Origin of the sequence: Mesorhizobium sp. B2-1-8, from assembly GCF_006442545.2 — a bacterium.
GTDB lineage: Bacteria > Pseudomonadota > Alphaproteobacteria > Rhizobiales > Rhizobiaceae > Mesorhizobium.
Genome location: NZ_CP083952.1, coordinates 3,047,386 through 3,073,718, shown reverse-complemented (window position 1 = coordinate 3,073,718; position 26,333 = coordinate 3,047,386). Strand labels below are relative to the sequence as shown.

28 protein-coding genes are annotated in these 26,333 nt (G+C 62.8%); 10 read left to right on the top strand and 18 right to left on the bottom strand.

From position 1 onward, the window contains the following. The first annotated feature begins 6 nt into the window (after positions 1–6). Both FJ970_RS15055 and FJ970_RS15050 read left to right on the top strand, forming a co-directional pair. A complete protein-coding gene (locus tag FJ970_RS15055; protein WP_140759001.1) occupies positions 7–1,182 on the top strand; it encodes a CaiB/BaiF CoA transferase family protein in 1,176 nt (391 codons plus the stop codon). After that, positions 1,179–2,828, top strand: a complete 1,650-nt coding sequence (locus tag FJ970_RS15050; RefSeq protein WP_140759002.1) for a thiamine pyrophosphate-binding protein — start codon at positions 1,179–1,181, stop codon at positions 2,826–2,828. Before FJ970_RS15055 ends, FJ970_RS15050 begins: the two co-directional genes overlap by 4 nt. Positions 2,829–2,895: 67 nt before the next feature. Here FJ970_RS15050 and FJ970_RS15045 read toward each other — a convergent pair whose 3' ends face one another. From FJ970_RS15045 to FJ970_RS15020, 6 genes are all read right to left on the bottom strand, one after another. Then, positions 2,896–3,339, bottom strand: coding sequence for a CHRD domain-containing protein (locus tag FJ970_RS15045; protein WP_140759003.1), 444 nt, complete (start codon positions 3,337–3,339; stop codon positions 2,896–2,898). 195 nt (positions 3,340–3,534) lie between these two features. Next, entirely contained in the window at positions 3,535–4,506 is a 972-nt protein-coding gene (locus FJ970_RS15040) for an ABC transporter substrate-binding protein (protein ID WP_140759004.1), read from the bottom strand. A 40-nt stretch (positions 4,507–4,546) separates the two neighbouring features. Continuing rightward, positions 4,547–5,701, bottom strand: a complete 1,155-nt coding sequence (locus FJ970_RS15035; RefSeq protein WP_140759005.1) for an ABC transporter permease — start codon at positions 5,699–5,701, stop codon at positions 4,547–4,549. Next, positions 5,698–6,576 (bottom strand): ABC transporter permease, encoded by an 879-nt coding sequence (locus FJ970_RS15030; RefSeq protein WP_140759006.1) that lies wholly within the window; start codon positions 6,574–6,576, stop codon positions 5,698–5,700. Before FJ970_RS15030 ends, FJ970_RS15035 begins: the two co-directional genes overlap by 4 nt. Continuing rightward, complete coding sequence (locus tag FJ970_RS15025; RefSeq protein WP_411966542.1) at positions 6,577–7,110, bottom strand: endonuclease domain-containing protein; 534 nt, start codon at positions 7,108–7,110, stop codon at positions 6,577–6,579. After that, the gene (locus tag FJ970_RS15020; protein ID WP_140759008.1) at positions 7,103–7,894 is read right to left on the bottom strand and encodes an ABC transporter ATP-binding protein; all 792 of its coding nucleotides are present in this window, start codon (positions 7,892–7,894) and stop codon (positions 7,103–7,105) included. The genes FJ970_RS15025 and FJ970_RS15020 overlap by 8 nt, the downstream gene beginning before the upstream one ends. Positions 7,895–8,033: 139 nt before the next feature. Between FJ970_RS15020 and FJ970_RS15015 the strand changes: the two genes are divergently transcribed. Further along, the gene (locus FJ970_RS15015) at positions 8,034–8,438 is read left to right on the top strand and encodes a cupin domain-containing protein (RefSeq protein ID WP_015317160.1); all 405 of its coding nucleotides are present in this window, start codon (positions 8,034–8,036) and stop codon (positions 8,436–8,438) included. Between the two features lie 346 nt (positions 8,439–8,784). On the opposite strand, the gene hydA is transcribed toward FJ970_RS15015, so the two are convergent. Both hydA and FJ970_RS15005 read right to left on the bottom strand, forming a co-directional pair. Further along, the gene (hydA, locus tag FJ970_RS15010; protein WP_140759009.1) at positions 8,785–10,236 is read right to left on the bottom strand and encodes a dihydropyrimidinase; all 1,452 of its coding nucleotides are present in this window, start codon (positions 10,234–10,236) and stop codon (positions 8,785–8,787) included. Between the two features lie 67 nt (positions 10,237–10,303). Next, positions 10,304–11,554, bottom strand: a complete 1,251-nt coding sequence (locus tag FJ970_RS15005; protein ID WP_140759010.1) for a Zn-dependent hydrolase — start codon at positions 11,552–11,554, stop codon at positions 10,304–10,306. Between the two features lie 121 nt (positions 11,555–11,675). Here FJ970_RS15005 and FJ970_RS15000 point away from each other — a divergent pair, with 121 nt between their 5' ends. After that, a complete protein-coding gene (locus FJ970_RS15000; RefSeq protein ID WP_140759011.1) occupies positions 11,676–12,314 on the top strand; it encodes a TetR/AcrR family transcriptional regulator in 639 nt (212 codons plus the stop codon). 107 nt (positions 12,315–12,421) lie between these two features. Here the strand turns inward: FJ970_RS15000 and FJ970_RS14995 are convergent, their stop codons facing one another. After that, a complete protein-coding gene (locus FJ970_RS14995) occupies positions 12,422–13,750 on the bottom strand; it encodes an aspartate aminotransferase family protein (RefSeq protein ID WP_140759012.1) in 1,329 nt (442 codons plus the stop codon). Between the two features lie 226 nt (positions 13,751–13,976). Here FJ970_RS14995 and FJ970_RS14990 point away from each other — a divergent pair, with 226 nt between their 5' ends. After that, entirely contained in the window at positions 13,977–14,612 is a 636-nt protein-coding gene (locus FJ970_RS14990; protein WP_140759013.1) for a TetR family transcriptional regulator C-terminal domain-containing protein, read from the top strand. A gap of 72 nt (positions 14,613–14,684) precedes the next feature. Here FJ970_RS14990 and FJ970_RS14985 read toward each other — a convergent pair whose 3' ends face one another. Then, positions 14,685–15,566, bottom strand: a complete 882-nt coding sequence (locus tag FJ970_RS14985) for a helix-turn-helix transcriptional regulator (protein ID WP_140759014.1) — start codon at positions 15,564–15,566, stop codon at positions 14,685–14,687. A gap of 103 nt (positions 15,567–15,669) precedes the next feature. Between FJ970_RS14985 and FJ970_RS14980 the strand changes: the two genes are divergently transcribed. Together FJ970_RS14980 and FJ970_RS14975 are read left to right on the top strand one after the other, a co-directional pair. Then, positions 15,670–16,509 carry an SDR family oxidoreductase gene (locus FJ970_RS14980; protein ID WP_140759015.1) on the top strand — a complete coding sequence of 280 codons (840 nt, stop codon included), beginning with the start codon at positions 15,670–15,672 and terminating at the stop codon, positions 16,507–16,509. After that, positions 16,506–17,228 (top strand): SDR family oxidoreductase, encoded by a 723-nt coding sequence (locus tag FJ970_RS14975; RefSeq protein WP_140759016.1) that lies wholly within the window; start codon positions 16,506–16,508, stop codon positions 17,226–17,228. The genes FJ970_RS14980 and FJ970_RS14975 overlap by 4 nt, the downstream gene beginning before the upstream one ends. 11 nt (positions 17,229–17,239) lie before the next feature. Here the strand turns inward: FJ970_RS14975 and FJ970_RS14970 are convergent, their stop codons facing one another. From FJ970_RS14970 to FJ970_RS14960, 3 genes are all read right to left on the bottom strand, one after another. Continuing rightward, positions 17,240–17,734 (bottom strand): DUF3592 domain-containing protein, encoded by a 495-nt coding sequence (locus tag FJ970_RS14970; RefSeq protein ID WP_140759017.1) that lies wholly within the window; start codon positions 17,732–17,734, stop codon positions 17,240–17,242. A gap of 142 nt (positions 17,735–17,876) precedes the next feature. Continuing rightward, entirely contained in the window at positions 17,877–18,335 is a 459-nt protein-coding gene (locus tag FJ970_RS14965) for a carboxymuconolactone decarboxylase family protein (RefSeq protein WP_140759018.1), read from the bottom strand. Positions 18,336–18,363: 28 nt separating this feature from the next. After that, complete coding sequence (locus FJ970_RS14960) at positions 18,364–18,882, bottom strand: RrF2 family transcriptional regulator (RefSeq protein WP_140759019.1); 519 nt, start codon at positions 18,880–18,882, stop codon at positions 18,364–18,366. Between the two features lie 489 nt (positions 18,883–19,371). Here FJ970_RS14960 and FJ970_RS14955 point away from each other — a divergent pair, with 489 nt between their 5' ends. Next, positions 19,372–20,304 (top strand): IS110 family transposase, encoded by a 933-nt coding sequence (locus FJ970_RS14955; protein WP_140759021.1) that lies wholly within the window; start codon positions 19,372–19,374, stop codon positions 20,302–20,304. Positions 20,305–20,388: 84 nt separating this feature from the next. Here the strand turns inward: FJ970_RS14955 and preA are convergent, their stop codons facing one another. The 4 genes from preA to FJ970_RS14935 all read right to left on the bottom strand — a co-directional run bounded on the left by preA (position 20,389) and on the right by FJ970_RS14935 (position 24,241). Then, complete coding sequence (gene preA, locus FJ970_RS14950) at positions 20,389–21,702, bottom strand: NAD-dependent dihydropyrimidine dehydrogenase subunit PreA (RefSeq protein WP_140759023.1); 1,314 nt, start codon at positions 21,700–21,702, stop codon at positions 20,389–20,391. A gap of 11 nt (positions 21,703–21,713) precedes the next feature. Beyond that, positions 21,714–22,034: a hypothetical protein gene (locus FJ970_RS14945; RefSeq protein ID WP_140759025.1), complete on the bottom strand. Its 321-nt coding sequence runs from the start codon at positions 22,032–22,034 to the stop codon at positions 21,714–21,716. Next, complete coding sequence (locus tag FJ970_RS14940; RefSeq protein ID WP_140759027.1) at positions 22,027–23,394, bottom strand: NAD(P)-dependent oxidoreductase; 1,368 nt, start codon at positions 23,392–23,394, stop codon at positions 22,027–22,029. Before FJ970_RS14940 ends, FJ970_RS14945 begins: the two co-directional genes overlap by 8 nt. Before the next feature lie 121 nt (positions 23,395–23,515). After that, positions 23,516–24,241 (bottom strand): gamma-glutamylcyclotransferase, encoded by a 726-nt coding sequence (locus FJ970_RS14935; RefSeq protein ID WP_140759029.1) that lies wholly within the window; start codon positions 24,239–24,241, stop codon positions 23,516–23,518. A 176-nt stretch (positions 24,242–24,417) separates the two neighbouring features. On the opposite strand from FJ970_RS14935, the gene FJ970_RS14930 reads away from it, so the two are divergent. Continuing rightward, complete coding sequence (locus tag FJ970_RS14930; RefSeq protein WP_140759031.1) at positions 24,418–25,194, top strand: VOC family protein; 777 nt, start codon at positions 24,418–24,420, stop codon at positions 25,192–25,194. Positions 25,195–25,235: 41 nt separating this feature from the next. Here the strand turns inward: FJ970_RS14930 and FJ970_RS14925 are convergent, their stop codons facing one another. Then, positions 25,236–25,724, bottom strand: coding sequence for a hypothetical protein (locus FJ970_RS14925; RefSeq protein ID WP_140759033.1), 489 nt, complete (start codon positions 25,722–25,724; stop codon positions 25,236–25,238). Between the two features lie 201 nt (positions 25,725–25,925). Here FJ970_RS14925 and FJ970_RS14920 point away from each other — a divergent pair, with 201 nt between their 5' ends. After that, entirely contained in the window at positions 25,926–26,318 is a 393-nt protein-coding gene (locus FJ970_RS14920) for a DoxX family protein (RefSeq protein ID WP_140759035.1), read from the top strand. Positions 26,319–26,333: the final 15 nt, after the last annotated feature.

Here is a 26,333-nt window from a genome sequence, read left to right as displayed (position 1 = left end):
TGATTTATGGCCGAACCCCCGCTGAAAGGCATCCGCGTCGTCGAACTCGCCCGCATTCTTGCCGGGCCCTGGGCCGGGCAGTTGCTTGCCGATCTCGGCGCTGATGTCATCAAGGTCGAGAGCCCCGATGGCGGCGACGACACCCGCAAATGGGGTCCGCCCTTCGTCATGAGCCATGACGGCGAGAACCTGTCGGCCGCCTATTACCATTCCTGCAATCGCGGCAAGCGCTCCATCGCCATCGATTTCTCGACGCCGGAAGGCGCCGAGACCGTGCGCCGACTGGTCGCGACGGCGGATGTGCTGATCGAGAACTTCAAGCTCGGCGGCCTGAAGAAATACGGGCTCGACCATGACAGCCTTCGCAAGATCAACCCTCGCCTGGTCTACTGCTCCATCACCGGCTTCGGTCAGGACGGGCCCTATGCGCCACGCGCGGGCTACGACTTCATCATCCAGGCCATGGCCGGCATGATGTCGATCACCGGCGAAGCCGGCCGCGAGCCGCAGAAGGCCGGCGTCGCCATCTCGGATATCTTCACCGGCCTTTATTCGGTCATCGCCATCCAGGCCGCCTTGCGTCATGCCGAACAGACCGGCGAAGGCCAGCGCATCGACATGGCGCTGTTCGACACGCAAATCTCAGCGCTCGGCAACCAGAACCTCAACTATCTCGTTTCCGGCAAGTCGCCGGTGCAGATGGGCAATGCGCATATGAACATTGCCCCCTACGAAGTGCTCCCGGTCAGGGACGGCCACATCATCCTGGCTGTCGGCAACGACGGCCAGTTCGCCAAGTTCTGCGCTGCGGTCGGGCTGGACGATTTGCCGGCCAATCCCGATTTCACCACCAATCCGGCCCGCGTCGCCAACCGCGTGGAACTTCGCGCACGCATCATCGAGGCGCTGAAGATTTTTGATCGCGATCCGCTGCTGGCGAAGCTCGAAGCCGCCAGCGTGCCGGCAAGCCCGATCAACACGATCGGCCAGATGTTCGCCGATCCGCAGACCATTGCCCGCGGCATGCGGCTCGATCTCGACGACGGCCATGGCAATCGCCTGCCGTCGGTGCGCGCGCCGATGGTGATGTCCGAAACGCCGCTCGTCTACGAGCGTCCCTCGCCGCGCCTTGGCGAGCACACTGACGAAATCCTTGCCGAACTGGAGAACTCTGGGAAATGAAGACCGGTGGACAACTGATCGTCGACGCCCTCGAAGCCAACGGCACCGACCGCATCTTCTGCGTGCCTGGCGAATCCTACCTTGCGGTGCTCGACGCGCTGCATGACTCCTCGATCCGCACCATCGTCTGCCGCCAGGAAGGTGGCGCCGCCATGATGGCCGATTGTCAGGGCCGGCTGACCGGCAAGCCCGGCATCTGCTTCGTCACCCGCGGCCCCGGCGCCACCAACGCTTCGGCAGGCATCCACATCGCCATGCAGGATTCGGTTCCGCTCATCCTGTTCATCGGCCAGGTCGCCAGCCACGCCAAGGAGCGCGAGGCGTTCCAGGAGGTTGATTACGTCAGGTTCTTCGGCGACATCGCCAAATGGGTGGTCGAGATCGACGACGCCTCGCGCATCCCCGAATTCGTTACCCGCGCCTTCGCGATAGCGACGTCGGGCCGCCCCGGCCCGGTCGTCGTCTCGCTGCCGGAGGATATGCTGACCAGCGTCGTCGAAGCGCCGAAAGCCTTGCCGCACACGCCCGTCGAAACGCGGCCCGGCGAAGCCGAACTCGACGCACTGGAGAAGCTTCTGGCCAAGTCCACCAGGCCTTTCGTCATTCTCGGCGGAACACGCTGGGATGCCGAGGCCGTGGCGAGGATGCAGGCGATATCAGAGGCTTGGTCGTTGCCGGTCGGATGCTCTTTCCGGCGCCAGATGCTGTTCGACCACCTTCATCCGAACTATGCCGGCGATGTCGGCATCGGCATCAATCCGAAGCTGGCGACAGCGATCAAGCAGGCGGACCTCGTGCTGCTGATCGGAGGCCGCATGGGCGAGATGCCCTCTTCCGACTACACGCTGCTGAAAAGCCCCTACCCCGACCAGACGCTGGTGCACGTCCATGCGGACGCCAGCGAACTCGGCCGGGTCTACCGTCCGACGCTGGCGATCAATGCCTCGCCAGCGGCTTTCGTCGAGGCCTTCGCCAAGCGCAAGCCGGCCGGAACGCCATCATGGGCGGCCGAGACACCCAGGCATCACGCTGCCTATCTCGAATGGTCGACGCCACCACAGACCGGCCCCGGCGCGGTGCAGATGGGTCCGATCATGGACTATCTGGAAAAAGTGTTGCCCGACGATACCATCCTGACCAATGGCGCCGGCAATTATGCGACTTGGGTTCATCGCTTCCACCGTTCCCGCCGCTTCGGCACGCAGGCCGCGCCGACGTCGGGCTCGATGGGTTACGGCACGCCGGCGGCGGTCGCCGCCAAGGTGCTTTATCCGGAGCGCACCGTGGTTGCGTTTGCCGGCGACGGCTGCTTCCTGATGAACGGCCAGGAATTCGCCACCGCCGTACAGTACGACCTGCCGATCATCGTGATTGTCGTCAACAACGGCATTTACGGCACCATCCGCATGCACCAGGAGCGCGAATATCCCGGGCGTGTCGTCGGCACCGATCTGAAGAACCCCGATTTCGCGGCACTTGCCCGCGCCTATGGCGGCCATGGCGAGACGGTGGAGAAGACAGCTGATTTCGCGCCTGCCTTCGAGCGCGCGCGAACCAGCGGCAAGCCGGCGATCGTCGAGATCAGGCTCGATCCCGAGGCAATCACGCCGACCCGGACGATGACCCAGATACGCGACAAGGTTTAAGGGCCGCCAGGCTGAATTCCCTGGCGCGCCCGTCTGTCCCGCTGGGCTTCGGCTCCTTCGGCTCCTCCTACATCGCCTTTTCGATCTGACCGCGGATCTCGCCGTCCTTGTGGGCCGCCGTATGCACGTTGACGTAATATTTGCCGGCCTCCAGATCAGCGGCCTGCGCATCCGTCAGCGTCGCCGACCCCTTGATCGGGCTCTTGAGCTTGCCTTTGAACGGGATCACGGGGTCCGCGTTTTCACCCATTGCCGCCGGGCCGTGGATATGCGCGGCCACCGCCGGGCCGCTGAGGCCGGAATACTTCACGTTCCAGCTGAGCTTCTTCTTCGTGGTGTCGAAGGTGAGAGTGGCCGTCCCCTTGCCCTTCGTGGTGACGGGCGGGCTCTGCTGGCCGCCATCCAGGGTCGCCTTGTATTTTACCATCTCGGCCATGGCCGGTGATGCGAACAGGAAAGCGGTGGAAATGGCGAGCGCCGATAGCGCCGGCAAGAAGGAGTGTGCGCGCATGAAGAACCTCCGATTGCAACAAGCATCCGTCACGGTCCCCCGACGCGCGCATGCTTCAATGCAACGGCTGGTTGGCATAATGTATCCCCGCACACGGTTTTGTGATCGGAGCGAATGGAAAGGGGCGGTCGCCCGCCCCCTTTTGGTGTCAGCCGTCAAAACGGTCGCAGGCGCTGTTGATCGCGCCTGCCGGGCTTATTTGACCGCCTTGTCGGTGATGGCGGTGGTGTAGGCGCCGGTCGGCTCCTTGGTGATGATCTTCTGGTCGAGCAGCGCCTTGGCGGTGCGCTCGTAGGTCGCCGGATCGAGCTTGCCGTCGGCATTGTCGATCAGCTTGGCGACTTCGCTCATCATCCGCTTCTGGTGGTTCTCGTCCTGGCCGCCGCCATCCATGACGATGCCAGCAGCCTCGTCATTGTTGTCGATGGCGTATTTCCAGCCCTTCATCGAAGCGCGCACGAAACGCACCATCTTGTCCTCGAAGGCTGGATCCTTGAGCTTGTCTTCCGACGCATAGAGCCCGTCCTCGAGCAGGTCGTTGCCCATGGCCGAGTAGTTGAACACGGTGAGCTGTTCGGGCTTGTAGCCGGCGTCGATCAGCTGCCAGTACTCATTGTAGGTCATGACCGAGATGCAGTCCGCCTGCTTCTGGATGAGCGGCTGCACGTCGAAACTCTGCTTGAGAACGGTGACGCCATCGGGGCCGCCATCGGTCTTTAGGCCAAGCTTGTTCATCCAGGCGTAGAACGGATATTCATTGCCGAAGAACCAGACGCCCAGCGTATGACCCTTGAAGTCGGCTTCGCTCTTGATCGGACCATCCTTCGGGCAGACCAGCTCCATGCCAGCCTTCTTGAACGGCTGGGCGATGTTGACCAGTGGCACGCCCTTTTCGCGCGCGGCGAGCGCGCCGCCCATCCAGTCGACGATCACATCGGCGCCGCCGCCGGCGATCACCTGCTCTGGCGCGATATCGGGGCCACCCGGCTTGATGTCGACGTCGAGGCCTTCGGCGTCATAGAAACCCTTGGCCTTGGCGACATAGTAGCCGGCAAACTGCGCCTGCGTGACCCATTTCAGCTGCAAGGTCACCTTGTCGGCGGCCATTGCCGGGAAAGCGGCCAGCGACATCGCGCCGGCCAGAACTGGAATAATAAGTCTTTTCATTTTTTTACCCTCTGAAGTTAGTGCCCTAAACCCACCGCCCCTATCCACCACGGACAGAGGGATGCCAAAACGTGACGGCCCTTTCGACAAGGGCTACCACGCCATAAAAGACCGAACCCGCAAGTGCTGCAACTGCGATTTCGGCCCAGACCATGTCGATGTTCATCCGCCCGACCTCGGTCGAAATGCGGAATCCCATGCCGACGACTGGCGTGCCGAAGAACTCGGCGACGATGGCGCCGATCAGCGCCAGCGTCGAGTTGATCTTCAGCGCGTTGAAGATGAACGGCGCCGCCGCCGGCAGCCGCAGCTTGACGAGCGTCGGCCAATAGCCGGACGCATAGGTGCGCATCAGGTCGCGCTCCATATGGCCGGACGCGGCGAGCCCGGCGACGGTGTTCACCAGCATAGGAAAGAAGGTCATGATGATGACCACAGCCGCCTTGGACTGCCAGTCGAAACCGAACCACATGACCATGATCGGCGCCACGCCGATTATCGGCAGCGCCGAGACCATGTTGCCGATCGGCAAGAGCCCGCGCCGCAGGAACGCCACGCGGTCGGCGAGAACAGCGGTGATGAAGCCCGCGCCGCTGCCCACGACATAACCGAAGAGCACCGCCTTGAAGATGGTCTGCCGGACATCGGCACCGAGCACGGGTAGCGAACCGGCGATGCGCGCGCCGATGGCGCTCGGCGGCGGCAGCAGGATGAAAGGGATGCCGGCGCCGCGCGTGACCGCTTCCCAGATGATCAGGATCCAGGCGCCGAAGATCGCCGGGATGATCAGGCGCAGCGCGGTCCGTGCCCAGCTTGCCGTAGGGCGCAGTCCAGACAAGACCGCGACACAACGCCAGCCAAGCAGCCAGGCGGCCGCGAGCAGTAGGAAATATGGCGCCCGCGCCAGACCTTCGAAGCCGGCAATGCCGCCGATGAGCAGCCAGGCCGCCAGATGCGCACCGATGAAAAGCACGAAAGCCTCGACCATGGGCGGTAATTTGGCCATGGAGATCAAAGCGGCGAGAAGCAGCGCGCCGAAGATCAGCCAGCTCGTCGCTCCATAGGGATAGATCAACGTCCCGGCAGGCTGCGCCAGCGGATCCACTTTTGGCGCTGCGATCGTTCCGAGCGCAACGGCGATCAGGCAAAGTACGATAGCGAGCACCGCTTGCCAGGAGAGTTTCAGCGAATTCATGCCGGCCTCCCGCCCATGGCGCGGTCGACGAGGCGCCCGGCCATGCCAACCACCATCACAAGCAGTGCCGCCACGATCGAACCAGCGACCAGCGCCGACCAGATGTCGATGGACTGGCTGTAATAGGCGCCGGCCAACAGCTTGGCGCCGATGCCGGCGACCGCGCCGGTCGGCAGTTCGCCGACGATGGCGCCGACCAGGCTCGCCGCCACTGCCACCTTCATCGAGGTGAACAGGAACGGCACCGAGGCCGGCACGCGCAATTTCCAGAAGGTCTGCGCGCGGCTGGCATTGTAGGTGTGCATCAGGTCGAGATGCATAAGTTCGGGCGAGCGCAGCCCCTTCACCATGCCGACGGTGACCGGGAAGAACGACAAATAGGTCGAGATCATCGCCTTCGGGATCAGACCGGTGATGCCGATGGCCGCCAGCACGACGATGATCATCGGTGCCACCGCCAGGATCGGAATGGTCTGCGAGGCGATGATCCACGGCATCAGGCTGCGGTCGAGCGTCGCCACATGGACGATGCCGACGGCGATGACGATGCCGAGCGCGGTGCCGAAGGCAAAGCCGAGCAGCGTCGACGACAGCGTTACCCAGGCGTTGTAGACCAGGCTGCGATTCGAGGTGATGGGCCGCAGAAAAGTGTTCTCGAAGAAATTCACCGCCACCTGATGCGGTGCCGGCAGCGTCGGCTTCGGCTGCGACAGCGTCTTGCCGATGAATTCGACGGTGCCTGGCGTTTCGTTTGCGCGGGTATCGAGATCGCGCTGGAACGGCGCGTTGAGGATGACGGCGAAAACGTACCAGAGCACGATGACGCCGGCGAGGATCGAGGTGACCGGGATGAGTTTGTCGCGGAAGGTGTCCATCTAGCGATCCTCGCCGGGCTGGCGCCCTCCTCTCCCCAACGGGGAGAGGGTGGCCGGAGCGAAGCGGAGGTCGGGTGAGGGGGTAGAAATCTTTCCGTCAAGGCAAGCCAAGATCGTATCAAGGACCGCTCGGCGCTCGGCCAACACTTCGTGGTTCCAGAATCTCAGAACGGAATACCCTTGGCCGTTCAGCCAAGCGGTTCTCACGGCATCGGCTGGGGAATCCGCGTGCTGGCTGCCGTCAAGTTCGACAATCAGGCCGTTCTCGCGGCAAACGAAATCGGCGATGAAGGGTCCGAGAGGCACTTGCCTCACAAATTTGTAACCGTTGAGATGACGGCCTCTCAGTTCGCCCCAAAGTCTGTATTCAGCCTCGGTCTCGTCAACCCGCAGCCTTCGGGCGCGTTCGGTTGCCCCGACCTTCCTTTTGGTCGGATCTGTCGGCGCTGCCCCCTCACCCGACCTCCGCTTCGCTCCGGCCACCCTCTCCCCGTGGGGGAGAGGAGGAAGCTCATCCTGCCCCCACTCAATCATCATAACTATGCCCTGCCCTCAAGCCATCGCGCACGCGCGCGGCGATCGCCAGGAACTCCGGCGTCTCGCGGATGTCGAGCGGCCGCTCCTTCGGCAGCGTCGATTCGATGACATCGCTGACCCGGCCCGGACGCGGCGACATGACGACGATGCGCGTCGACAGGTAGACGGCTTCCGGAATGGAATGGGTGACGAAGCAGATGGTCTTGTTCGTCCGTCCCCACAGTTCAAGCAATTGCTCGTTGAGGTGGTCGCGCACGATCTCGTCCAGCGCGCCGAACGGCTCGTCCATCAGCAGGAGGTCGGCGTCGAAGGCAAGCGCACGCGCGATCGAGGCGCGCTGCTGCATGCCGCCGGAAAGCTGCCAGGGATACTTCTTCTCGAAGCCACTGAGATTGACGAGGTCGAGCGTGCGCTTGATGCGCTCCGCCTGCTCGGCCCTGGACAGGCCCATGATCTCCAGCGGCAGCGCGACATTGCGTTCGATGGTGCGCCAGGGAAACAGGGCGGCTGCCTGGAAGACATAGCCATAGGCGCGTTTCTCGCGCGCCTGTTCCGGCGTCATGCCGTTGACCGAAATCGCCCCCGAGGTCGGCTTTTCCAGATCGGCGATGACGCGCAGCAAAGTGGTCTTGCCGCAGCCCGACGGCCCGATGAAGGAGACGAACTCACCCTTGCCGATGGTCAGGTCGACATTGGACAGCGCCTGCACCGGCCCGTCATTGGTCTGGAAGGTGAGGCCAAGTTTGTTTGCCGAAACGACGGCTGGCGAAGTTCCCGTCATCGGTTGCGGCCTGCCTGTTCCCGCGGCGCCGTCCCGATTCCGATTGCTTTTATCGCGATGTTGTTTTCCATTCGACCCGTCCCATTGGCCTTCAGTCCTGCTGACTTTGTTCCACTCAACCGACGCCCGGAGTTTCCCGATGTCGCCTAAACCCACTTGTCATCTTATCCGCCCTGAAAGCACTTATGAAGGCAAGCAGGGTCTGACCTATTTCGCCGGCATCGCCACCGAGTCGGTCGGCTCTTCCGGCATCTGCATGCACGTGCTCACCATGCCGCCCGGCGCCCGCGCCAAGGCGCATCTGCACGAGAACCATGAAACGGCGATCTACGTGCTCTCCGGCGAGGTCCATACCTGGTATGGCGACCGGCTGGAGCATCACATCGTCGTCAAGGCCGGTGACCTCTTCTACATTCCCGCAGGGGTGCCGCATTTGCCTGCCAATCTGAGCAACGCCCCCTCCTCCGCCGTCATCGCCCGCACCGACCCCAACGAACAGGAAAGCGTCGTCCTGTTGCCGGAACTGGATGCGCTGGTCGCCTGAGACCGGCATTGGCCGGTGGGCAGTCCGCATGGGGAATGCAGGTAGAACAATTGCCTCAGGCCGGCGCCGCCCCTCATCGCCCTGCCGGGCACTTCTCCCCGTATAGTGACGGGGAGAAGGGCGATGAGTGCGACCTCGGTGCTCTTTCTGGCAACGCAGGCGATTGGCGAAATCGTTCGCGACGGCGTCCTTCTCCCCGTCTCTATACGGGGAGAAGATGCCGGCAGGCAGATGAGGGGCGGCGCCGACCTCGGCAATCATCGGCACCGAGACATTTCCATATGGGTGTTGCCATCCAAGGTCAGTATCGCGGTTGCCGCCATCGCGGGAGCAAGAGTCCGCATCCTCAAACCCCGGTCGCCGGAATGCCGGTCCGCTCGACCTTGCGCGGCGCGGTGATCTCTTTCCAGGTCGACAGCGCCCGGTTGACCGCGGCATTCGGCTCGCGGCCGACGAACTGGCCATGGCCGGGCTTTGCCTTCACCTCGGCTTCCTCGATCGACAACTCGCCGCGCGAGAAGACGAAGCGCGGCAGACCCGTCACCTCGACGCCTTCGAAGACGTTGTAGTCGATGACAGACTGCTGCTTCTTCGAAGAAATCGTCTTTTTGCGCTGGGGATCCCAGACGATGATGTCGGCATCGGCGCCTTCGACGATGGCTCCCTTTTTCGGATACATGTTGAGGATCTTGGCGATGTTGGTCGAGGTCACCGCGACGAACTCGTTCATCGTCAGCCGCCCGGTGTTGACGCCCTTGGTCCACAGCACCGGCAGCCGGTCCTCGAGACCGCCCGTGCCGTTGGGGATCTTGGTGAAATTGCCGACGCCGAAGCGCTTCTGCTCGGTGGTGAAGGCGCAATGGTCTGTCGCCACCACCTGCAGCGATCCGGCCTGCAAGCCGGCCCACAGAGAATCCTGGTGCAACTTGTTGCGGAAGGGCGGGCTCATCACGCGGCGCGCGGCATGGTCCCAGTCCTTGTCGAAATACTCGCTCTCGTCCAGCGTCAGGTGCTGGATCAGCGGCTCGCCGAACACGCGCATGCCTTTCTGGCGGGCCCGGCGGATCGCCTCGTGGCTCTGCTCGCAGGAGACGTGCACGACATAGAGCGGCACGCCGGCCATGTCGGCGATCATGATGGCGCGGTTGGTCGCCTCGCCCTCCACTTCCGGCGGGCGAGAATAGGCATGCCCTTCGGGGCCATTGTTTCCGGCGGTAAGCAGCTTCTGCGACAGGGCAGCGACCACATCGCCATTCTCGGCATGCACCAGCGGCAGCGCGCCGAGGTCGGCGCAGCGCTGGAACGACGCGTACATCTCGTCGTCGTCCACCATCAGCGCGCCCTTGTAGGCCATGAAGTGCTTGAACGAAGTGATGCCCTTGTCGACGACGGTGGCCATCTCGTCGAACACCTGCTTGCCCCACCAGGTGATCGCCATGTGGAAGGAATAATCGCAGGCAGCCTTCGAGGTCTTGTTGTCCCACATCTGCAAGGCCTCGAGCAGCGATTGCTGTGGGGACGGCAGGCAGAAATCGACCACCATGGTGGTGCCGCCGGCAAGGGCCGCGCGCGTGCCGGATTCGAAATCGTCGGCGGAATAGGTGCCCATGAACGGCATTTCGAGATGGGTATGCGGATCGATGCCACCCGGCATCACATAGCAACCGGTGGCATCATACTCATGGTCGCCATGCAGGCCCGAGCCGATGGCGACGATCTTGCCGTGCTGCATCAGCACGTCGGCCTTCCACGTGCGATCGGCGGTGACGATGGTGCCGTTCTTGATGACTTTGGTCATTTTGCTGTTCCCTGTTCTTCTCTTCGCGCTTCTTGGTGAGCGACGTTTGAAGGTAAATCCTCTTGGCTCACTCCACGATGACGGCCGTCTCCACCACCGCGTGGAACAGAACGTCGGCTCCGGCCGCGGCCCATTCCTTGGTGATCTCTTCCGCCTCGTTGTGGCTCAACCCATCCACGCAAGGGCACATCACCATGGCGGTCGGCGCGACGCGATTGATCCAGCAGGCGTCGTGGCCAGCACCTGAGACGATGTTGCGGTGCGTATAGCCAAGCCGCTCGGCGGCATCGCGGATCGCTTTGACGCAGCCCTTGTCGAAAGTGACCGGATCGAAATGACCGACCTGCTCGATCTCGTATCGGATATCGAGCGCATCGCAGATCGTGTCTATGCCTTCGCGGATACGCCCATCCATGGCGTCGAGCACTTCCTTCTCCGGCGAGCGGATGTCGATGGTGAAGACGGTACGTCCGGCGATGATGTTGCGCGAGTTGGGATAGACCTCCATGTGGCCGACCGCGCCGACGGCATCGGGCTGGTAGTCCATGGCGATCTCGTGCACCAGTTCGATTACACGAGCCATGCCGAGCCCGGCATTGCGGCGCTTGGGCATCGGCGTCGAGCCGGTATGCGCTTCCTTGCCGGTCAGCGTCACCTGTAGCCATTTCAGGCCCTGGCCGTGGGTGACGACGCCGATGTCGATGTCTTCGTCCTCCAGGATCGGGCCCTGTTCGATATGCAGTTCGAAGAAAGCATGGATCTTGCGATCGCCGACCTTCTCGGTGCCCTTCCAGCCGATGCGCTCCAGTTCCTCGCCGAATTTCTTGCCGTTCTTGTCCGTGTGCTTGTAGACATCGGCCTGGTCGAGCACGCCGGCAAACACGCCGGACGCCATCATGGCGGGAGCGAAGCGCGCGCCCTCCTCGTTGGTCCAGTTGGTGACGACGATCGGATGTTTCGTCTTGATGTCGAGATCGTTGAGCGAGCGCACGATCTCAAGGCCGCCGAGAACGCCGAGAACGCCGTCATACTTGCCGCCGGTCGGCTGCGTATCGAGATGGCTGCCGACATAGACCGGCGGCAGGCTGGGGTCGGTGCCTTCGCGGCGGGCAAACATGGTGCCCATCTCGTCGACGCCCATTTCGAGCCCGGCCGCATCGCACCAGCGCTTGAACAGGTGCCGGCCCTCGCCGTCCTCGTCGGTCACGGTCTGGCGATTGTTGCCGCCGGCAATGCCGGGGCCGATCTTCGCCATCTCCATGATGGAATCCCACAAGCGGTCTGAATTGATTCGCAGATTTTCGCCGGGTGCGGCCATCTCAAGTTCCCATCTACACCAGGAGTCTTGTCGCCCCTTGAGTGATTTGCATCCTGACCGTATGGTCAGCTTTCAGACTACACAACCTGACCAAGCGGTCAACTAGAATCTTGGGGAAGACATGACCGAAGCCACCCGCCCCATGCGGCGCCAGGACATCCGCCGGGAGAACGAAAAAGCCATTCTGCTCGCCGCCGAAAAGGTGTTCGCCGAGGCGGGGTTTGGCGGCGCCACGATGCAGTTGATCGCCGATCTGGCGGGTTTGCCAAAGGCAAATCTCCACTACTATTTCGCCACCAAAGAAGAACTCTACCGATCCGTCGTCCAGAATATTTTTGAAATCTGGCTACAGGCGGCCAATTGCTTCGATGCGGCGCGCGGGCCGATTGACGGCATCAGTGCCTATATCGACGCCAAGATGGAGATATCGCGCCGCCATCCGGACGGCTCCAAGGTCTGGGCTTCCGAAGTGATGCACGGTGCGCCGGTGCTTCAGGACTATATGGAATCGACGCTGCGCGAATGGACCGACGGCCGCGTCGAGATCATCCGGCGCTGGATCGAGGAACGCAAGATGGACCCGGTGGATCCGCGCCACCTGCTCTACATGCTTTGGGCGGCGACCCAGCATTATGCCGATTTCGGCCATCAGATCGAGACGCTCAACGGCGGCAAGCCTCTGTCCGACCGGCAATGGCGGGAAGCCAAGGAAAATATCAAACGGGTGATCCTGACCGGAATCGGCGCACAGCCCGCCTGACTGCGGCCGCCCTTTGCCACAACAGATTCAGGTCAGCGCGGCGCCGCGCTGACCTGCCGGTTTGCGGCTACTCTCGCCTGCGTCGGGAGGGTGGCCGCGGTGGTGCCTCAGTCGATAGACCGCAGCACTTCACGCACATGGTCGATCAGTTCGTTGATCTGGCCCTTGGTGATGATCAGCGGCGGCGACAGCGCGATGATGTCGCCGGTGGTGCGGATCAGCGCGCCGCGCTCGAACGCCTTGACGAAGGCCGAGAAGGCCCGCTTGGTCGGGCTGCCGGCGATCGGCGCCAGCTCGATCGCGCCGATCAGGCCGATGTTCCTGATGTCGATGACATGCGGCTCGCCCTTCAGCGAATGCAGCGCGTCTTCCCAATAAGGCGCCAGCTCCTCGCCACGCGTCAGCAGGCCCTCTTCCTTGTAGGTGTCGAGCGTTCCGAGTGCTGCCGCACACGCGATCGGATTGCCCGAATAGGTGTAGCCGTGGAAGAACTCGATCATGTGCTCCGGTCCGGTCATGAAGGCGTCGTGGATTTCCTTCTTCACGAACACGGCGCCCATCGGGATGACGCCGTTGGAGACGCCCTTGGCGGTGGTCATGATGTCGGGCGTGACGCCGAAATAGTCGGCGGCGAACGGTGCACCGAGACGGCCGAAACCGGTGATGACCTCGTCGAAGATCAACAGGATGCCGTGCTTGGTGCAGATTTCGCGCAGCTTCTCGAGATAGCCCTTCGGTGGCAGGATGACGCCGGTGGAGCCGGCGACCGGTTCGACGATGACGGCGGCGATGGTCGAGGCATCATGCAAAGCGACGATACGCTCCAGCTCGTTGGCGAGCTCCGCGCCATGCTCCGGCACGCCCTTGGAGAAGGCGTTCTTCTCCGGCAGGTGCGTGTGCGGCATGTGGTCGACGCCGCCCAGCAGCGTGCCGAACATCTTGCGGTTGGTGACGATGCCGCCGACCGAGATGCCACCGAAATTGACACCGTGATAACCGCGCTCGCGACCAATGAGGCGGGTGCGTGAGCCCTCGCCCTTCACGCGGTGATAGGCGATCGCCATCTTCAGCGCCGTCTCGACCGATTCCGAACCGGAATTGGTGAAGAACACATGGTCCATGCCCTTGGGCGCGACATCGACCAGGCGGTTGGCCAGCTCGAACACGATCGGATGACCCATCTGGAAGGCCGGGGCGTAGTCGAGTTCGGCGGCCTGTTGCTGGATCGCCTCCGTGATCTTCGGACGGCAATGGCCGGCATTGACGCACCACAGGCCGGCGGTGCCGTCCAGCACCTTGCGGCCGTCGCTGGTCGTGTAATGCATGTCCTTGGCGGACACGAACATGCGCGGCGCCTGCTTGAACTGCCGGTTTGCCGTGAACGGCATCCAGAATGCGCTGAGATCGTTCGGCGTGACTTTCAGCCGGTTGGACATGACCAAGACTTCCCCTTGTAACCTGTTTCGCTGCGTCCAACGCTTGGTCTTTGCCGCGCATTCATGCTACGCAAATTTTGACCGATTGGACAAACGTTAGCACCGCCCTGTCGGCGGTCAATGGATTACTAGCGGAAATGCGGCTCCTGAAGTGCGTTCCACAGGCTGGAGAAAAACTGGTCCAGAGAATTGGTCCAGACGACCGTCTATGCGAGGGGCCGCAACGGTGACCACGAGCACGCAAGCCCCTCGCCGCACCCGCATCCAGCAGGAAAAGCGCGAACTGATCCTGGAGGCCGCGCTCGAAGTGTTCTCCACCAACGGCTTCCGCGGCTCGACCATCGACCAGATCGCCGAAGCCGCCGGCATGTCGAAGCCGAACCTGCTCTACTATTTCCGCCGCAAGGAAGACATTCACGAGACATTGATGGAGCGGCTGCTCGAAACCTGGCTGGCGCCGCTCAGGGAACTCGACGACATCGGCGATCCCCTGACCGAATTGCGCAGCTACATCAGGCGCAAGCTGGAAATGGCGCGCGATTTTCCGCGCGAGAGTCGGCTGTTCGCCAACGAGATCCTGCAGGGAGCGCCGCGCATCATGCCGCTGCTGGTGGGCGAGTTGAAGACATTGGTCGACGAGAAAGCCGCCGTCATCAAGGGCTGGATGCGCGCCGGCAAGATCGCCCGGACCGATCCCTGGCACCTGATCTTCTCGATCTGGGCGACGACGCAGCATTATGCCGATTTCGACGTCCAGGTCCGCGCCGTGCTGGGACCAAACCGCGGCGGCGACGGCCGCTTCGAGGACGCTGCCCGCTTTCTGGAGCAATTGTTCCTCGATGGGCTGAAGCCTAAGGGCTAGCGGTCGACCTACCAATTGCTTGGTTGCTGCTGACCGTGGAGGTTAGCCGAGGCGCTCATCATTTGAGGGGTCTCAGGCGCTGCGCCGTTCGGCCGGCATCGCGTCGAGCAATTGTTGCAGCTTGGCGATCGAGTTCTGCTCGGCGAGCGGCGTGTAGACGATCAGCCGCATGTCCGAGCCGTCGTCGATCGACAGGCTCATATGCTCGAAAGCCATCAAGCCTGCCTTGGGATGCCGGACGTGCTTCACGCCGGTCAGTTTTCGCGCCACATCGCGCCGGGGCCACCAGTCGCGGAACTCGGGACTTGAGTTCATCATCAGCGCGATCAGCCTGTCGAAATCGGGATCGCCGACATATTTGGCGCTTTCGGCACGAAACGAGGCGAGCACCACGCGGGCGAGTTCTTCCCAGTCGACCAGCAGGCGGCGGTGGTGCGGGTTGGTGAACACCATGTGGACGATATTTCTGCTATCGCCCTCCAGCAGGCCATAGTCGCCGAACACCGCCACGGCCGCTTCGTTCCAGGCAAGAACGTCCCAACGCCGGCCGACGACATAGGCGGGCTGCAGCACCAGGCTTTGCAGCATATGCAACAGCGTGGCGTCGACCTTCTCGGGCGCCGCCACACGACGTTCCGGCTGCTGGCGGCCGGCCAGAATGAACAGATGCCGCTTCTCGACGGCGTCGAGGCGCAAAGCCTCGCAGAGCGCCACCAGCACTTCCACCGAGGGCCGCACGTCCCTGCCCTGTTCGAGCCAGGTGTACCAGGTGGTGCCGACACCGGCGATCATCGCCACTTCCTCACGCCGCAGACCCGGCGTGCGCCGTCGCGGACCTGTCGCGATGCCGGTGGCCGATGGCGTCAGCCTTTCCCGGCGCGAACGCAGGAAGGCGCCGAGTTCGCGCCGGCGGCTCTCGTCGGTTGATCGGGTGGAGGCAGCGGGAACGTCCATGCCGGCTATTATAGCAGTATTGATACCAGGATAAAGTTTGAACTGTTTGCCACGGGCAAAGCGCCCCATCTTGCGTTCAGAGCGACAACAGGAGGCTCTGAACATGGAATTGAAAGACAAGACCATCCTCATCACCGGCTCGACCGACGGCGTCGGCAGGGTCGTGGCGCAAAGGCTGGGTGCCGCCGGCGCACGCGTGCTGGTGCATGGCCGCGATGCCACACGCGGCAAGACTGTTGTCGCCGAGATCGAAGCCGCCGGCGGCAAGGCCGAGTTTTTCGCGGCCGATCTCGCTTCGCTGGCGGAGGTAAGACGCCTCGCCGAGGCCGTGCGCAGCAGCACAACCCGCCTCGACATCCTCATCAACAATGCCGGCGTCGGCACTGCTGGCGACAATCGACAGACAAGCGCCGATGGCTACGAACTGCGCTTCGCCGTCAATTATCTCGCCGGCTTCCTGCTGGCCTCGGAACTGCTGCCGCTGCTCAGGGCAAGCGCCCCGGCGCGCATCGTCAACGTCGCGTCCGCCGGCCAGCAGGCGATCGATTTCGACGACGTCATGCTGACCCACGGCTATAGCGGCGTGCGCGCCTACTGCCAGAGCAAGCTGGCGCAGATCCTGTTCACCATCGATCTGGCAGAGCAGTTGAAAGGCACCGGCGTCACCGTCAACGCGCTGCATCCGGCGAGCTACATGAACACCACCATGGTCCGACAGGCGGGCGTAACGCCGTGGAGCTCGGTCGAAACCGGCGCCGAAGCCATCTTGAACCTCGCCACCTCATCCGCGCTCGAAGGGAGTAGCGGCCTCTATTTCGACGGCCTGCGCGAATCCCGCGCCGACGCCCAGGCCTATGACGCCAGGGCAAGACGTCAATTGCGAAGCCTGAGCCTCGATCTGGTCGGGTTGGCTTCGCCAAAATCGAAGGAAGAACAATCATGACCAACAGCACCGAACACACAGTCATCATCGGCGGCTCGTCCGGCATCGGCCTGGCGACAGCGCGCAAACTGCTCGGCCCGGGCATGAAGGTCACCATCACCGGACGCAACCAGGACAAGCTCGTCAGCGCCTGGAAAAGCCTTGGCGGCGCCGCCGACAAGGCCGCCTTCGACGCTTCGAAGCCGGATGAGGTGCGCCAGTTCTTCGGCCGGCTCGGTCCGTTCGACCACCTCGTCCTGGCCGCGAGCGGTGGCAAGGGTCTTGGCCTGTTCGAGACGCTCGACCTTGCAGACATCGGCGGCGGCGTCGACGAGAAGGTGCGGCCGCAACTATCCTGCCTGCAGGCCGCCTTGCCGACGCTAAGCAAGAGCGGATCGGTCACTTTCATTTCGGCGGTGTCGGCTCAGGTCGCGATGCCGGGCGTCGCCGGCATCGGCGCCATCAACGGCATGCTGCTGACCGTCGCGCCGATCCTGGCGGTAGAACTGAAGCCGCTGCGCGTCAATGTCGTGGCGCCCGGCGTCATCGATACGCCCTGGTGGGATTTTCTGCCCGCTGAGCAGCGGCAGGCAGTCTTCAGCGAATATGCCGGCAAGACCCCGGTCGGCCGGATCGGACGCGCCGAGGATGTTGCCTCGGCGATAGCCTTCCTCGTCTCCAACAGCTTCATGACCGGCCAGGTCCTGACCTGCGACGGCGGCCTGCGGTTCGCCGCTTGAACCGCCAACAGTTAATTGGAAATGAGGCCGGGCGAGAAGGCAAGCACCATCAGCCCGGCAACGACCGCATACCAGACAACGAGGTGAACTGCCTTCGCCAACGAGCGGCCCACTTCGCGTGCCCGCTTTGGGTGAAGGGGATCGTACATTACCTCGACCAGCGCGCCGACATTGCTGGTCGTTGTGTTGACTGGCAGATGCGACTCGAAACGCCACGTCTTGCCCAGCCGATCGGTGAATTCGATGACCGGCGTATCCGGCCCATCGCTCGATTTGTCGATCCTGACCACCTTGCCGGTGGCAAAGGCGCCGCGTCGCCTGAGCACGATGTCACCATAGGTCTGTATGGCGACGAGCACCAGGAAGAAGACGCCACACAGGAAGCACCATATCTGAATATCGCTCGGATGCCCGCCAACGGCTTCCGCAACAGCTCGGAACGGAAACAGCGCCTGATGGAAGGCTTCCGAAACGCGTGCCCAGAATGCAGTCCCGCTCTGCTCCATGAACGCTCCGACGGGCGAACCTGTATTTGCCAATACAGGACAATCGCGACAGAGCGATTAACGCAGAGCCATCATATGCGCCGAATCCGCCGGAGATCAAAGCGAGGCGGGCCCTCAACAGACCCGCATGATTATGGAACGATCAGGCCGCCTTGGCGGCCGGCATCGGATGGATGGCATGGAACGGGATGCAAAGCCGGTTCCAGGTGTTGATCATGCCGACCGCGACGGACAGCTTGACCAGTTCCTCTTCCGAAAAATGCTCCAGCGTGCGGATGTAAAGCTGGTCCGGCACACCATTTTTGGCGATCAGCGTCACTGCCTCGGTCCAGGCGAGGGCGGCGCGTTCCCGCTCGGAGAAGAGCGGCGATTCCTTCCAGGCGGCGATCAGATAGAGCCGCTGTTCGGTCTCACCGTCGCGCCTGGCCTCGCGGCTGTGCATCTCGACGCAGAAGGAACAGCCATTGATCTGCGAGGCCCTGAGCTTGATCAGGTGCAGCAGGCTCGCCTCCAGTCCGCATTCGTCGACCGCCTTGTTGAGCGCCGACACCGCCTTCATGATTTCCGGCGCCTTGGCGAAAAACTGCATTCTCTGTTTCATTGTCTTTCCTTTCGCATCCTTGGGGAGGTTAGGCTTGGTCGGTTGAACTGGATTTCTGCGGCCGCTGATGACGCTCGACAAAGGCGCAGCTCGCGGCAAACGATCTGGGGTCGCCTTCCGCTGCGTAATCCGCCACGATGTCAGACAACTTCACCTCGGCCAGCGCTGCCCGGTAGGCGCGCTCCGCCTTCAACATCGCGGCATTGATGCCACAGGGTTTAATATAGGCCGAGGCATCCAGCTTGACCGGACCGTTGCGACGGATCTCGCCGCAGCGAAACGCCGGCTCGCGCCCTTCGATGGCCAGCACGATGTCAAGCAGTGTTATGCGCTCGGCAGGCCGTGCCAGCCGGTAGCCACCGGCCGGACCCGGCACCGATTCCAGAACACCGGACGCCGCCAGCATCTTGAGATGCTTCAGCAAATAGCTCGCCGATAGGCCAAAGGATTCCGCCAGCGCAGCGCCCGGCATGGTGCTGTTGCCGTCGACGCTCGCCAGGGTGGCCGCGCAGTGGATGGCCGCCTCAACGCCCTCGCCCAGCTTCATGATGCCAATCTCCAATTCATGGATATATTTTATCGTGGATAATTTTTATCTGCAATAGAAAAATGGAGATTGCCCGCTAATTCTGATGGTTCCGGCACGCCGCTTAGCAAGACTTGGTTCCTCGCACCCCGCGGAGCGGGGGAGAGGTGGCCCGGCGAAGCCGGGACGGAGAGGGGGACGACCTTTGTGAAGATGCAACCGGTGAGGAGGATGCGCGAGTAAAGGCGATCAGGAGCCTTGGGCAGTTCCCAGTCGTCCCGAAGTCCCCTCTCCGTCCCGGCTTCGCCGGGCCACCTTGTATCTACACAAGAGAGATTTTGTGGGAATGAAGCGATTGAGCCAAGGCCCGGGTGACCGCCCGGACCTTGGCTTGGCGAAGTCGCCCGTACCACCTGAGGTTACAGCCGCGGGAGAGCTTGGGATCTTCGCCTTCGTCACGCACGACCGAACAGTCGCTTGGTTCCAACCGTACGCACAAGGCAGGTTGCCGTGAACAAGATCATTTGTGGAGTTGATGTTTCGAAGGATTGGCTGGACGCGCATGTCTGGCCGGAAGGGGCGGCAGAGCGCTTCACCAATGATGCGACGGGGATCGCAGCTCTTTGGCTGTTCTGCCGCAGCCATGGTGCAGCCCACGCGGTGATGGAGGCCTCGGGCGGTTATGAGCGGCTGGGGTTCATGCTTTTGTGGGCGCACGGCATGCCATGCTGCGTGGTCAATGCCAAGAGCGTGCGTCGCTTCGCCGAGGCGATGGGCTATCTGGAAAAGACCGATCGGATCGACGCTGCTGTCATTGCCCATTACAGCGCGGTGAAGAAGACGGTCCCGACGCCACCGCCGAGCGCTGCCCAGCAGCGGCTTGCCGCGCTGGTTGGGCGGCTTTGCCAGGTTGTCGGCGATGCGACCATCAACAAGCAGCGCAGAAGTGCCGCACGCGATGCCGAGACATGCGCCAGCATCGAGGCGATGCTGGCCTTCCTCAAGCGCGAGCAGCGGCGCCTGGAGGGTGAGATCGCCTCGATGCTCGACGACGATCCGCTGTGGTCCAGGCTGGAGCGGGCCTTCCGTTCCCTCAAGGGCGTGGCCGGCCGCACCGTCCTGATGGCCGAACTGCCCGAGATCGGTCTCATCTCCAACAAGGCCATCGCCAAGCTGGCAGGCCTCGCCCCCATCGCCAACGACAGCGGCAGGCGCGCCGGCAACAGGCATGTGCGCGGCGGACGCGCCGGGCCGCGTGGCATCCTCTTCATCGTCGCAGCCATCGTGGCCAAATTCGATCCTCATCTCAAAGCCTTCGCTCAGCGGTTGCAACAGGCGGGGAAACCCAAAATGCTCATCCGCATCGCACTCGCCAGAAAACTGCTCGTCATCCTCAATGCAAAAGCACGCGACGCGAGAAGCGAATTCGCAAATGCAACTTGACACCCCAGACAGTCGCTCTCCCCACTTTCGTGGGGCGAGGAACCTAAGTTCTGCCAAACAGCCCTTCTTATGCTGGAGCAAACCCTACTCCGCCGCCACCTTGGCCATCGGGTTGTTCGGGTGTGTCGTCCAGTTGGCGTAGACCGGCGACACCGGTCTGCCGGTGCGCTGGTCCATCGCGCCCGCCGCCAGCGGCTCCATGGTGATGCAATTGTCGACCGGGCAGACATTGACGCACAAATTGCAGCCGACGCATTCGGCCTCGATCACCTCGAAATGCCTGACGCCGTTGACCATGCTGGTGATCGCCTGGTGGGAAGTGTCCTCGCAGGCGATGTGGCAGCGGCCGCATTTGATGCAGGCGTCCTGGTCGATACGCGCCTTGGCGACATAGTTGAGGTTGAGATATTGCCAGTCCGTGACGTTTGGCGTGGCACGGCCGATGACGTCGTCGAGCGAGCGGTGGCCCTTCTCGTCCATCCAGTTTTCGAGACCGGCGATCATCTCCTGCACGATCTTGAAGCCGTAGGTCATCGCCGCCGTGCAGACCTGCACATTGCCGGCGCCCAGCGCCATGAATTCGGCGGCGTCGCGCCACGTGGTGATACCGCCGATGCCGGAGATCGGCAGGCCGCGGGTTTCGGGGTCGCGGGCGATCTCGGCCACCATGTTCATGGCGATCGGCTTCACCGCCGGCCCGCAATAGCCGCCATGCGAGCCCTTGCCGTCGATGGTCGGCTCCGGCGCGAAGCTGTCGAGATTGACGCCGGTGATCGAGTTGATGGTGTTGATCAGCGATACCGCGTCGGTGCCACCGGCATGTGCGGCCCGCGCCGGCTTGCGGATATCGGTGATGTTGGGCGTCAGCTTGGTGATGACGGGCATGCGCGTGTACTGCTTGCACCAGCGCACCACCATTTCGATATATTCCGGCACCTGGCCGACGGCCGCGCCCATGCCACGCTCCGACATGCCATGCGGGCAGCCGAAATTGAGCTCGATGCCGTCGGCGCCCGTCTCCTCGACCAGCGGCAGAATGGATTTCCAGCTTTCCTCGACGCAAGGCACCATGATCGAAGCGATCAGCGCGCGGTCGGGCCAGTCCATCTTGACCTGCTTCATCTCGCGCAGATTGGTCTGCAAATCGCGGTCGGTGATCAGCTCGATATTGTTGAGGCCGAGCAGGCGCCGGTCGGCGCCCCAGATCGCGCCGTAGCGCGGACCGTTGACGTTGACCACCGGCGGGCCTTCCTCGCCGAGCGTCTTCCAGACGACACCGCCCCACCCTGCCTTGAAGGCACGGATGACATTATAGGCTTTGTCCGTCGGCGGCGCCGAGGCTAGCCAGAACGGATTGGGAGATTTTATGCCGACGAAATTATTGCGGATGTCTGCCATGTTTCTCTCCGCTAACCACAGATGACAACAATAGTGATCTGAACTGCGACAGGCTCGCTCGAAATGTTTCGGACGACGACCTGCCATACATGGTCGCTGAACGGATAACTTGCCGACACAACCAACGCATTAGGGTTGGCTGGCGGGATATCAAGCACGTAACCCCCAGAGATGAGCTCCTCGTTCCCACATCCAAGCATAGGAGAGAAACCCTTCCCTGCCGGAACTTCCGGTTCGTCAAAAAATCTGGTCACCCGATGAGCCGAGGCGTTGGCAGAGAACAGCAATAGGCTCGTGCCTAAAACCCCAACGAACTTGACGACATTAGGCATTCCAGCTTCCTCCAGCTAGAGCCCGATGCATGCTTTCGGCCGCATCGCGTCCTTGCGCAACGGCTGAGACCGTCAGGTCATCACCACCAAAAATACAATCGCCGCCGGCCCAGACCTTGGCCAGCGAGGTGCGCCCTTCCTCGTCAACCTTGATGCGGCCGGCTTCGAGGTCGATCGACGCCCCGCTGCCGTTGAGTGCGACCGGCACAAAACTCTGGCCGATCGCCTTGAACACCTGGTCGGCAACCAGTGTCAGCGTCTCGCCGGTGCCGGCAAGCTTGTCACCGTCGAGCGCGGTGTATTCGAGTTCGATGCCCGACACCTTACCACCTTCGGCAATCACGCGCTTCGGTTGCAGCCAATGACGGATGGTGACGCCGTTGGCGGCGGCCAGGTCCTGCTCGAATTCGGAGGCGTTCATATGCTCCTGGCCGCGCCGATAGCAGATCGTCACCTCCTCGGCGCCAAGCAGCTTCGACTGCACGGCGGCATCGATCGCCGTCATGCCGCCGCCGATGACGACGACGCGGCGGCCGACCGCCAAGGCTGAAAGATCGCTGGCCTGGCGCAGTTCGGCAATGAATTCGACCGCGTTGGTGACGCCGGCCGCGTCCTCGCCGTCGGCGCGCAGCGCGTTGACGCCGCCCAGCCCCATGCCGAGGAACACCGCATCGTAATTGCGGATCAGGTCGGAGAGTTGGTAGTCGCGGCCGAGCGCCTTGCCGTTCTGGATGTCGATGCCGCCGATCGCGGTGACATAGTCGACCTCGGCCTGGGCGAAGTTGTCGACGCTCTTGTAGGCGGCGATGCCGTATTCGTTGAGGCCGCCGGCCTTCGGGCGCGCCTCCAGGATGGTCACGTCATGGCCATGGCGGGCGAGCCGGTGCGCCGCGGCAAGGCCGGCCGGGCCGGCGCCGACCACGGCGACCGCCTTCCCTGTTGGTTCGGCACGTGGATAAAACTGCTTGTTCTCGCTCATCGCGACATCGGTGGCGTAGCGCTGCAGGCGGCCGATCTGCACCGGCTTGCCTTCCGCCACCTCGCGCACGCAGACCTCCTCGCACAGTGTCTCGGTCGGGCAGACGCGGGCGCACATGCCGCCCAGGATGTTCTGGTCGAAGATGGTCTTGGCCGACCCGATCGGGTTGCCGGTCGAGATCTGGCGGATGAACAGCGGAATGTCGATCGAGGTCGGGCATGCATTCATGCACGGCGCGTCGTAGCAGAAATAACAGCGGTCGGATTCGACCAGCGCCTCGTGATGATCGAGCGGCGGATGCAGGTCGGAAAAATTGTCCGCGTATTGGTCGGGCAGAAGTCGGCCGCCGACGATACCCTCTTTGAACTGGCCCTCTGGCATTTTCAGTTCCCCATGTTTTCGTTTTGGGGAAGGCTAGCACGTTTTATTTTTTTATCAATTGGTCAATTTTTGACGCAAACTGCTGAAAAGGCTGAACTAAAAGATGACACAAGCATTCAAGTTAAGGTGACGGTGAGGCGAGCATAGAGCCGCCGCCCATGCCAATGCCATGGATCGACCTGATCTCATCGGCTACCAATTGCTGCAACTTCCAGAGATTGCGGTCGCGGATGCCGAATTCCTCGAGGTGGCCGACCGTGTTGTAAAGGTATTCCGCCCCGGAGCCGACATGGCCGCAGGCGCGCGCCAGCACCCGTGCCACAGTCTCCAGCGGCTGCCCGAGCGAAGTGCCTCTACCCGTCACCCCGACCCAGAAACCCAGCGCCCGCAACGGCCCTTGCGCCGTACGCACCGGAACCCACCTGACCGAAGCGACGCTCTCATGATCGTCGATTTCGCGCCGCAATAGCCTTTCGATCTGAGCAGTCTTCTCCCCTTCCGGCAAACGATAGATCACGCCATCGCATCGCCCGCCGCGTTCGAGCGCCATCATCAGTCCAGGCTGCGCGACGCTGCCGCGCCAGCGAACCATGTCGATGCAGAAGGAGCGGTGCCAGCCATGGGCGGTGGCGCGCTGGCGTTCGACAGACTCGAAAGCCGGCTTCCAGATCAGCGAGCCATAGGCGAACACCCATAACGGCCCCGCATCGGCTTCATCGGACAGCCGCGCGGAGAGAGCCTGGAAATCCTCGTCGCTCAGTTGTGTCCAGCTGCCGCTGGGCCCGGGATCGGCCTCCTCGCGATGGCACAGTGCGACAAGCTCGGCTGTGAGTGACATCTGCCGCATGGATCGAGGCCCCCTTCTCGACGCCAAGCAAAGGCGAAAATCGCAAGGCATGCAAGATGCCTGGAGGCTGCGCCTTGCCGTTTCCGATTTCTAGCCCAGATGTCGGATTTCTGTCGTCGAGATCGTCCTAGGATGGATCGAACGACGATCGGTGCACAAATGTGAGGAGACCGACCATGCCAAAATCCCCGATGCCCTTCTTCTGGTACGAACTGATGACGTCGGACCTCGACGCCGCCGAGGCTTTTTACACCGCCGTGGTCGGCTGGCGGGCCGAGCCCTTCGACAAGACCCCGGGCATGCCGCGCTATATCGTCATGAATGTCGGCGAGCGCGGCGTCGGCGGCCTGATGACGATACCCGAGGATGCGGCCAAGATGGGCATGCCGCCCGCCTGGCTGGGCTATATCCACGCCAGGGATGTCGACGCAGCAACGGCGTCGCTGGAAAAAGCAGGTGGCGCCGTTCACCGCCGGCCCGACGACATTCCAGGCGTCGGCCGCTTCGCCGTCGTGGCCGACCCGCAAGGCGCGACCTTCATGTTCCTGCAGCCGAACGGTCCGGACCAGCCCGTCGTGCCGGCCAGCACGCCGGGCCATATCGGCTGGCACGAACTCTACACGAGCGACTGGAAGGCCGCGTTCGATTTCTATTCCGGCCAGTTCGGCTGGGTCAATGCCGGCGAATTCGACATGGGCCCGATGGGCATCTACCAGACCTTTACCGCCGGCCCTGAATCCGGTGGCGGCATCATGAACAAGCCCGAGCAGATTCCGGTGCCGGTCTGGCAGTTCTATTTCAATGTCCCGGCCATCGACGCGGCCGCCAAACGCGTCACCGACAATGGCGGCAAGATCCTGATGGGGCCGATGGACGTCCCCGGTGGCAGCTGGATCGTGCAATGCCAGGATCCGCAAGGTGCGCATTTCGCTTTGATGGCACCGGTGCGGTAGCGCCTACGTCAACCGCTGATATCACGCTTGCTGGCGTCGGCTCATTCCGGCGCCAGCACCGCGACCTTGAGGGTCTCTTTCTTGGCGCCGCTGAACTGGACGGTGGCTTGGCCGGCCGCCAGCTTGAAGCGCACGCTCTTGCGGATGCCGGGGCAGGTCCTGACGCCGCTATAGCCCGCCGATTTCACCGCATGGCCATCCTGGATGACATCGATCCAGGCCTCGCCCGACAGGCTGATCTGGATGGCCCCCTCCGGCGGCACCGCCACGCTGGCGACGGCGCCAAACGTGCCCGCTGCTGGGGCGTGTTCGGGCGGCACCGCGAAACCGGCTTTCTCGGCCGGCACCAACGCAAGATCCGCGGCGGCACCGACTGCCAGCGTTGCTCCGGACGGCGTTGAGGGTGCAGCGGGAAACAGCGCCTGTTCACGCGTCACCGGCCATTTGAAGGCCTCGCAGCCGGCATCCTCGGCCATGGCGAAGCTGGTGCCTGCAACGAGTGCGAATAGGCTGATGATAACTTTTTTCATGGCAAGGAAATCCACACGTTCAGAGTGCCCATGTCAATACAACCATAGCGACAAAAATGCAACCCAGGCGAGAATAATATTGGGAAGGCATACCGGGGAACGTTTTCAATCACCGATTGTTGATGACATGCCAGGGGAAGTGAATGGTCCATCACTGGGCGATAATCTATCGCCGGGCCGGAGGGTAAAAATGGAGTTCAGATGAAACGTTTTGAAGGCCTTGCCAAGTACCAGCAGCAGGCGCTTGGGGTGTTGCGCATCATGACCGCGCTGCAGTTCATCGAACACGGCAGCCAGAAACTGTTCAACTTCCCGGTAAGCGCCCAACCCCACGCCCTTACCGGGCTGACCACGACCGCCGGCATCCTCGAATTCGCCGGTGGCATCTTGCTGGCGCTCGGCCTTCTCACCCGCCCGGTCGCGTTCCTCCTGGCCGGTGAAATGGCGATCGCCTATTTCTCGGCGCACATGCCGCGCGACTTCTTCCCCGTCAACAACAGCGGCGACGCGGCGATCTCGTTCTGCTTCATCTTCCTCTATCTGGTCTTTGCCGGCGCCGGCGCCTTCGCGCTCGACAACCGCCGCAACGTGTGATCCCCCATGCGGGGG